The organism is Sphingomonas bacterium (genome assembly GCF_903644135.1).
In the GTDB taxonomy this organism is placed as follows: Bacteria; Pseudomonadota; Alphaproteobacteria; order Sphingomonadales; family Sphingomonadaceae; genus Sphingomonas.
Genome location: NZ_CAHJXA010000122.1, coordinates 1 through 7,936 on the forward strand (window position 1 = coordinate 1; position 7,936 = coordinate 7,936).

The following is a 7,936-nucleotide window of genomic DNA, read 5'->3' on the forward strand; positions in this document are numbered from 1 at the left end:
AACCGTCTTCTTTTCTGCCGTCGCCCTCGCTGCCACCGTCATCTTCTGGCTATAACCAATGAGTCCTGACCCTAAGCGCCGCCGATCGCGTGTTCGTGACGCAATCGGCGCTCAGCCTGCAGATCAAGCGGCTGGAGGAGCTGGTGCAGCAGCCGCTGTTCACCCGCGACGGCCGCAAGCTCGTCCTCACCCGGCCGGGCGAGATCCTGCTCGATTATGCCCGGCGCGTGCTCAGCCTGCATGACGAGGCGATCGCGGCGATGAGCTCGGGGAACTTCAGCGGGCCGGTGCGGATCGGCACCGTCCAGGACTTTGCCGAGACGCTGCTGACCGGCCTGCTCGCACAGTTCGCCGCGCTCCACCCCGATGCGCAGATCTTCGTGCGCATCGCCGGCACCGCCGAGCTGCAGACGCTGCTCGAGCGCAAGCAGCTCGACGTCCTGCTGGGCTTTGCGGCGAGCGATCACCCCACCGCCATCCGCACCGCGCCGATGCGCTGGTATGGCAGCGACGCGCTGGCGGACCACGACGTGATCCCGCTCGCGGTGCTGGAAAAGCCCTGCCGGTTCCGCGAGGCGGCGATCGCCAGTCTCGACGCCGCCGGCCGCCGCTATCGGATCGCGGTGGAGTCGCCCAATCTTTCGGCGTTGCGTGCCGCCGTCGCGGCCGGGCTGGGGCTGACCTGCCGCACCCATATTTTCCTGAGTGACGCCGAGCCGTCCTCGAGCGCATCGCTGCCGGCGCTGCCGCATGTCGCCTGCATCATCGACGCCGCCGCTACCGGCGGGGAGCCGACCGCGCACCTCGCCAACCTGGCGGCGGAGGTGGTGCGCGGGTTATGAGCGCTGGTCGATGACCTATCCGAAACTCTCGTTGGTCGGCGGCGGCGGCGAGTGCGTATGCGTCCGGCCGCACCCGGAGACCGCCATGACCCAGAGCCTTGCCGATCAGTTCGACGCCTTGCACGCGGAACGCGAGCGAAGCTGGGACCCGGACAAGCTGCGGCGCAACGTCGAGCAGCGCCGCGCGCTGGTCGCGGCGTTCGATCCCGCCGCGACGGTTCGGGCCGGCGACCGCATCGCGCCGTTCACGCTCGAACTCGCCGACGGCACGGTCGTCGACTCAACCACGTTGACCGCGCGGGGGCCGGTCGCCCTGATCTTCTTCCGCTTCGCCGGATGCCCGGCGTGCAACATCGCGCTACCGCATTATGACCGGACGCTGCGGCCGGCGCTGGCCGCGCTCGGCGTCGGGCTGGTCGGGGTCAGCCCCCATCTTCCCGAGACCGGCCTGGGCGACATCGCCACGCACCACCGTCTCGGCTTCCCGGTCGCTGCCGATCGCGGCAACGCGCTCGGACGGCGGCTCGGCATCACCTTCGTGCCCGACGACGCGCCGCCCGTCGCCGCCGATGATGCAGGCTGGATCGGCGCGCTGACCGGCACCGGCAGCTGGGAGCTGCCGCAGCCGGCGATCGTGGTGATCGACCGCGACCATGTGGTTCGCTTCGCCGATGTCAGTCCCGACTGGCTCCGGCGCACGGAAACGGAGAGGGTGGTGGAGGCACTCGAAGGCCTGCGCCTCGCCTCCGCCGCCTAGCCGATCCGAATCGCCGAGCGGCAGGACGCCAATGGTCGATACACCCCTTCCCAATCTCGCACGTCTCCGGCGCTTCGTGGCCGACGTCGCCGGGCTATTCGACGCCGGCCACGACGACGCCGCGCTCGTCGAGCAGGCCGCGCCGCTCGTCAGCGCGCTCGTCGCCGTCGACGACTGGCTGCCGCCGGCCTATGCCGTCCCAGACCCCGAACGCTACCGCCAGTACCTGCTCCATTGCGACGGTGCCGAGCGGTTCTCGGTGGTCAGCTTCGTCTGGGGGCCGGGCCAGGCGACGCCGATCCACGATCACCGCGTCTGGGGTGTGGTCGGCGTCCTGCGCGGTGCCGAACTGGTCGACAGCTTCGTCCGCAACATTGATGGGACCTTGCGCGCCCAAGGCGAACCGCAGCGACTGGAGCGCGGCGCGATCGACCGCTTCGGCCCCGCGCTCGGCGACATCCACCGCGTCGCCAACGCCCATGACGACAGGGTGTCGATCAGCATCCACCTCTATGGCGCCAATATCGGTGCCGTCGAGCGCGCGACCTATGACGGTGCCGGCCGGCCCAAGCGCTTCATCTCGGGCTATGCCAATGCCGAACTGCCCAATCTGTGGGATCGGTCGGCCGCATGACGTTGCCGATCGTTGATCCCGATCACGTCCGCGCCGCCTGGATCCGCCGCGCCGAAATCGCGCTGTTCGACCTGCGCGACGAGCATCGCTTCGCCCAGGGTCATCCGCTGTTCGCGGCGCAGCTCCCGCCGGACCGCATCGCGATCGAGACGACGGCGCGGCTGCCGCGCGCCGACGTCGAGATCGTCCTCTACGACGATGGCGAAGGCCTCGTCGAGCCGGCGGCGGCGGCGTTCAGCGCTCTGGGCTTCACCGATGTTCGCCGGCTGGACGGCGGCCTCGCCGCGTGGCGAGCGGCGGGGTTGGAGCTGTTCCAGGACGTCAACAGCTACAGCAAGGCGTTCGGCGAGCTGGTCGAGCACCGGCGGCGCACTCCGTCGCTGTCTGCCGAGGAGTTGCAGTCGCTGATCGACCGCGACGCCGACATCGCGATCGTCGACGCGCGGCGGTTCGACGAATACCAGACGATGAGCATCCCGACCGGCACAAGCGTGCCGGGGGCCGAGCTGGTGGCGCGGGCGGCCGCGGTCGCGCCCGATCCGGCGACGACGATCGTCGTCAATTGTGCGGGCCGGACGCGCAGCATCATTGGCACGCAGTCGCTGATCAACGCCGGCGTCCCCAACCCGGTGCGCGCGCTGCGCAACGGCACGATCGGCTGGACGCTCGCCGGCCAGGCGCTCGACCGGGGACAGCAGCGGCGGGCGACGCTGCCGGTGGGCGAGGCGCTCGACATCTCGGTCGCGCGCGCTCGCGACGTCGCCTATCGCACCGGCGTCAAGCGGATCGACCTCGCCACGCTGGACACGCTGGCGGATGAAGCCGCCCGCACTTTGTACCGCTTCGACGTGCGCCAGCCCGACGCCTATGCCGAAGGCCACCTGCCCGGCTTCCGCAATGCGCCGGGCGGTCAGCTGGTGCAGGAGACCGACCATTTCGCACCCGTCCGCGGTGCCCGTATCGTGCTCGCCGACGACCTTGGTCCGCGCGCCGACATGTCGGCATCGTGGCTCGCGCAGATGGGCTGGGAGGTCTATGTCCTCGACGACATCTGGCCGGCCGTGCTGGAGCCGGGCAGCGGTGCCGAACCCGCCCCGCGCGGGCGGGAAGGCCGTTACAAGCGGCCCTATGAAGGGACCGACAACCAGGCCGCGGCGATGCAGGCCTATCTCGATTGGGAATATGGCCTGGTCGCGCAGCTGGAGCGGGACGGCACCCACGGGTTCTTCGTGAACTAGCCGTCTTGGGCTGAAACGCTGTGCGAACATCGACAAGGTCGCCGCACGCCGACGCCCTTGGTTTAGAAACTCGGCCGGTCGATAGCGACGGACTCGCCCGTGATCGTCCTTCTACCAGGCCGTGATCACCGCATCCGTCTCTCACACGCCAAAAACCCCGGCGGATCGCTCCGCCGGGGTTTAGGCTAGCCTCGTCTCGCGGCGGGGCCCGGTCGGCGCCCGCCCCTTTGGGGGGACGGGGCCGGCGCCGATCAGCTCGATATTACTTCAAGAGCGACAGGACGTTCTGCTGGCTCTGGTTCGCCTGGGCGAGCATCGCCGTCGACGCCTGGCTGAGGATCTGAGCCTTCGCCAGCGCCGTCGACTCGGTGGAGAAGTCGGTGTCGGTGATGCGGCTCTGCGCGTCGGTCAGGTTGGTGGTGTTGGAGGTCAGGTTGTTGACCGCTGACTGCAGCTGGTTCTGCGCCGCGCCGAGGCCGGCACGCGACGTCGAGATCGTGTTGATCGCAGTGTCATAGTCGGACAGCACCTCACTTGGCGCCGTCGTTCCGGGCGTCGCACCGATGATCCCGGTGATCGACGTGTTGTCGGTGAGCTTGGTGAACTTCACCGACACAGCGTCGCCCGAATTGGCACCGGCCTGGATGCTGACCGTGCCCGAGGAGCCTGCGCTGCCGTCAAACAGGCCGAGGCCGTTAAACTTAGTGTTTGTCAAAACGCTGTTGATCTGGCTCGCCAGCGCTTTCTGCTCGGACACGATGTTCGCCGTGTCGGTGCTCGAGTAAGTGCCGTTGGCATTCTGCACCGCCAGCTCGCGCATCCGCTGCAGCATGTTGCCAACCTCGTCGAGCGCGCCTTCCGCCGTCTGCGCCATCGAGATGCCGTCATTGGCGTTGCGCACGCCCTGGTTCATGCCGCGGATCTGCGCCGTCATCGAGTTGCTGATCGCGAGGCCGGCCGCGTCGTCCTTGGCCGAGTTGATGCGCTTGCCGGTCGACAGGCGCTGGATCGAGGTCGACAGGGCGTTGCTCGCCATGGTCGAGGCGTTCGACGCGCGCAGCGCCGACACATTGGTTCCGATAACCGTCATGAGTGTCTCCATTCTGTCGGCGTTTCCCCGCCGCCCCCAAGGCGGAGGGCCGAGCCGCCAAGGGGAGTAACGGCCGTGCGTCGCCGCGCTTTAGGGGAAAATGCATGGCCCTCGCGCGCGGGCTGGTGCGTGGGGGCGCGGCCGCCCGGAGAATATTTGCCGGCCGGCAACAGCCTTAACCGCCCATTTACCAGCCCTGCCGCATCTGGAGGCGGTCAGGGGATTACCGATGCGTTCCATCTTTGCGTCCGCCGCCGTCACTGCCCGCCGCTACCCCCTGTTGTCGGGACTGCGGACGGCGGGCTTCGGCCTGGGCTCGTTCGAGAACGACCAGCCGCGGCCGGGCGACCTGTTCCTGGTCGAGGAGGGCGAGGCCACGGCCTATCCGGCGCGCACCGTCGTCATCGGCACCTGCGAGACGGACGGCGACGCCAGCGTCGAGCCTGCCCGCGACGGCGCGCCGGCGCGGATCGTCTTCGCCGCCGAGGATGCCGCGATCGGCAACGCTTTTGCCCGCGCGATCCTCGCCGGCCCGGGCGTGCCGACCGCCGCCGATCCCGAGAGCCTGGCGCTGTTCGCGCTGGCAGAGCGGGTCGCGGGCGCGGACATCACCGTCCTCATCAACGGCCCGACCGGCACCGGCAAGGAAGTGCTGGCCCGCGCCATCCATGCCGGCTCGCCGCGCCGCGACGGTCCGTTCGTGGCGATCAACTGCGCCGCGCTGCCCGAGACGATGCTGGAGGCGATGCTGTTCGGCCACGTCAAGGGCGCGTTCACCGGCGCATCGGCGGCGGGCGAGGGGTTCTTCCGCGCCGCCAATGGCGGCACGCTGGTGCTCGACGAGATCGCCGAGATGCCGCTGGCGCTCCAGGCCAAGCTGCTGCGCGTGCTGCAGGAGCGCGAGGTGGTGCCGATCGGTGCGTGCTATGCGCAGCCGGTGGACGTGCGCATCGTCGCCTGCGCCAACCGCGACCTGCAGGCCGAGGTCGCCGCCGGCCGCTTCCGTGCCGACTTGTATTACCGACTGTCGGTGTTCCCGCTCGCCACCCGCCCGCTCGCCGAGCGGCGGCAGGATATCGCCGCGCTGACCGCGACCATGATCCTGCGCCATTCCGGCACGCGCACCCGCGTGCCGTTTCCGACCGCGGCGGCGCTGGCGCTGCTGGAGGAGCATGACTGGCCGGGCAACGTCCGCGAGCTGGAGAACGTGATCCAACGCGCGCTGCTGTTCGCGGCCGGCGACCGGATCGAGGCGAGCCATATCCTGTTCGACCGGCCGAGCGCATCGCTCCACGCCAATGACGAGCCCGCGACGCTGGGCCGCGTCGTCCAGATCAGCGAGTTCGCCGCGATCCGCGAGACGCTCAAGGCCTGCAACGGCAGCCGCATCGAGACCGCGCGGCGGCTCGGCATCTCCGAGCGCACGTTGCGCTATCGCCTCGCCAAGGCGCGCGAGCAGGGCGAGGACATCGCGCCGGCCACCCAGATGTTTGCCCCTGCCCCTTTTAGCCGGGTGATGTCGGCATGACCGCTCCCATTGCCGGCGCGGCGGGGATCGACCGGGTGATGCAGCTGCGCGCCCAGATCCTGGAACGCAACGAGGCGCTGCAGCGCGCGAGCGCCAGCGGTCCCGCCGCTGCCCCGGCTGCTACGGCACCGACCAGCTTCGCCGACACGCTCAACACCGCGTTGAAGCAGGTCAACGAGGGCCAGCAGCAAGCAAGCGCGCTGTCCGAAAGCTATGAGCGCGGCGAGAATGTCGACATCGCCAAGGTGATGCTCGCCCGCCAGCAGGCCAGCGTCGGCTTCGAGGCGACGCTGCAGGTCAGGAACAAGCTGTTGTCCGCGTACAAGGACATCATGAGCATGCCGGTGTAATCGCCCATGGCCAATTCCCTCACCCCCATCCCGAACGCCGCTCTCCCCGAGCGGTTCGCCAACCCCCTCCAGCAGATCAGGGGCGCGCTCGCGCAGCCGGCGGTGCGCCGCTCGCTGCCGATGGCGTTGCTGATCGGCCTGATCGGCGCGGCCGCGCTCGCCTGGGCGACGCTGTCGACGCCGACCCAGAAGACGCTGTTCTCCGGGCTGCCCGACAGCGACAAGGCGGCGGTGACCAGCTCGCTGACCCAGGCCGGGATCAAGAGCCGGATCGACGAAGGCACCGGTGCGCTGACCGTCGCCGAGGAGGATTACAGCAAGGCTCGGATGCTGCTCGCCGGCCAGGGCCTGCCCAAGGCGGCCCCGGGCGGCTATGCGATCCTCGACCAATTGCCGATGGGGGTCAGCCGCGCCGTCGAGGGCGAGCGGCTGCGCCAGGCGCGCGAGACCGAGCTGGCTCGCTCGATCGGCGACATCGATGCCGTCGCCGAGGCGCGCGTCCACCTCGCCATGCCCGAGGCCTCCGTTTTCCTGCGCGACAATGCCGCGCCGTCGGCGTCGGTGATGGTCAAGCTCCAGGGCGGCCGCTCGCTGTCCGATGCGCAGGTCCAGTCGATCGTCAATCTCGTCGCCTCGTCGGTGCCGGGGATGAAGCCCGAAAGCGTCACGGTCGTCGACCAGCTCGGCGCGCTGCTGTCCAAGCCGGGCGCGGGCGGCGAGGGTGCCGGCGGCAACCAGCGCCTCGACGCGCAGCGCCGGGTCGAGGACAAGATGCGCACTCAGCTGGTCCAGCTGCTGACGCCGCTGATCGGCGCGGGCAACTTCACCGCCGAGGTCCAGGCCGATGTCGACCTCGACGAGACGCAGGCGACCAGCGAAAAGGTCAACCCCGGCGTGCTCCGGGCCGAGACCGGCAACTGGACCGGCAACCAGAAGGACGGCGCGCCTGCCGCTGCCGGCGGCATCCCCGGCGCGCTGAGCAACACGCCGCCCCCGGCCAGCACGCTCTCTCCCGGCGGCACGCCGACGCCGCCCGCCGCGGCTCCCGTTCCCGGCGGCCCCGCGCCCGACGCCAACAAGCAGTCCGACCAGTTCCAGCGCGCCTATGACCTCGGCAAGGAGGTGTCGGTGACCCGCGCCGCGCCCGGCGGGCTCAAGCGGCTGTCGGTGGCGGTGCTGCTGCGCGATCCCGACAAGGGTCCCAAGCGCAGCCAGATGGAGATCGCCCAGGTCACCGACCTGGTGAAGAGCGCGGTCGGCTATAGCCAGCAGCGGCAGGACAGCGTCACGGTCATCAGCCGCAAGTTCGCCGACGCCGCCGATGCGACCACCACGGCGAAATGGTACGACAATGCCTGGCTGCCGGTGGTGGCGCGCAACGTCACCGCGGTCGTCATCGCGCTGCTGGTCCTGGTGCTCGGCGTGCGGCCGCTCGCCGCCGCGCTGATGAAGAAGCGCGACGATGCGCCCCGCTCGGGCCCGGCGTTCGGCCAGCCG

General features: G+C 70.0%; 8 protein-coding genes. 7 read left to right on the forward strand and 1 reads right to left on the reverse strand.

Going from position 1 to position 7,936, the window contains the following annotated elements; genetic code table 11:
- Nucleotides 1-89: 89 nt before the first annotated feature.
- From HUU96_RS08005 to HUU96_RS08020, 4 genes are all read left to right on the forward strand, one after another.
- The gene (locus HUU96_RS08005) at nucleotides 90-842 is read left to right on the forward strand and encodes a LysR substrate-binding domain-containing protein (protein WP_438827069.1); all 753 of its coding nucleotides are present in this window, start codon (nucleotides 90-92) and stop codon (nucleotides 840-842) included.
- Nucleotides 843-927: 85 nt separating this feature from the next.
- Complete coding sequence (locus HUU96_RS08010; protein ID WP_174292315.1) at nucleotides 928-1,599, forward strand: peroxiredoxin-like family protein; 672 nt, start codon at nucleotides 928-930, stop codon at nucleotides 1,597-1,599.
- Nucleotides 1,600-1,630: 31 nt separating this feature from the next.
- Entirely contained in the window at nucleotides 1,631-2,233 is a 603-nt protein-coding gene (locus HUU96_RS08015; RefSeq protein WP_174292308.1) for a cysteine dioxygenase, read from the forward strand.
- The gene (locus HUU96_RS08020) at nucleotides 2,230-3,471 is read left to right on the forward strand and encodes a rhodanese-like domain-containing protein (protein ID WP_174292309.1); all 1,242 of its coding nucleotides are present in this window, start codon (nucleotides 2,230-2,232) and stop codon (nucleotides 3,469-3,471) included. The genes HUU96_RS08015 and HUU96_RS08020 overlap by 4 nt, the downstream gene beginning before the upstream one ends.
- Before the next feature lie 262 nt (nucleotides 3,472-3,733).
- Here the strand turns inward: HUU96_RS08020 and HUU96_RS08025 are convergent, their stop codons facing one another.
- Nucleotides 3,734-4,561 carry a flagellin gene (locus tag HUU96_RS08025; protein WP_174292310.1) on the reverse strand — a complete coding sequence of 276 codons (828 nt, stop codon included), beginning with the start codon at nucleotides 4,559-4,561 and terminating at the stop codon, nucleotides 3,734-3,736.
- Between the two features lie 229 nt (nucleotides 4,562-4,790).
- On the opposite strand from HUU96_RS08025, the gene HUU96_RS08030 reads away from it, so the two are divergent.
- The 3 genes from HUU96_RS08030 to fliF all read left to right on the forward strand — a co-directional run.
- The gene (locus HUU96_RS08030) at nucleotides 4,791-6,089 is read left to right on the forward strand and encodes a sigma-54 interaction domain-containing protein (protein ID WP_174292311.1); all 1,299 of its coding nucleotides are present in this window, start codon (nucleotides 4,791-4,793) and stop codon (nucleotides 6,087-6,089) included.
- Nucleotides 6,086-6,439: a flagellar hook-basal body complex protein FliE gene (gene fliE / locus HUU96_RS08035; RefSeq protein WP_174292312.1), complete on the forward strand. Its 354-nt coding sequence runs from the start codon at nucleotides 6,086-6,088 to the stop codon at nucleotides 6,437-6,439. Before HUU96_RS08030 ends, fliE begins: the two co-directional genes overlap by 4 nt.
- A gap of 6 nt (nucleotides 6,440-6,445) precedes the next feature.
- Nucleotides 6,446-7,936, forward strand: a 1,491-nt coding sequence (gene fliF, locus HUU96_RS08040) for a flagellar basal-body MS-ring/collar protein FliF (RefSeq protein ID WP_174292313.1), incomplete at its 3' end; no start/stop codon positions are given.

Excerpts from the sequence above, each read along its gene's own strand:
- fliE (WP_174292312.1), top strand. The coding sequence starts at position 6,086 with ATGACCGCTCCCATTGCCGGCGCGGCGGGGATCGACCGGGTGATGCAG.
- HUU96_RS08010 (WP_174292315.1), top strand. The coding sequence starts at position 928 with ATGACCCAGAGCCTTGCCGATCAGTTCGACGCCTTGCACGCGGAACGC.
- HUU96_RS08030 (WP_174292311.1), top strand. The coding sequence starts at position 4,791 with ATGCGTTCCATCTTTGCGTCCGCCGCCGTCACTGCCCGCCGCTACCCC.
- HUU96_RS08020 (WP_174292309.1), top strand. The coding sequence starts at position 2,230 with ATGACGTTGCCGATCGTTGATCCCGATCACGTCCGCGCCGCCTGGATC.
- HUU96_RS08015 (WP_174292308.1), top strand. The coding sequence starts at position 1,631 with ATGGTCGATACACCCCTTCCCAATCTCGCACGTCTCCGGCGCTTCGTG.
- HUU96_RS08025 (WP_174292310.1), bottom strand. The coding sequence starts at position 4,561 with ATGACGGTTATCGGAACCAATGTGTCGGCGCTGCGCGCGTCGAACGCC.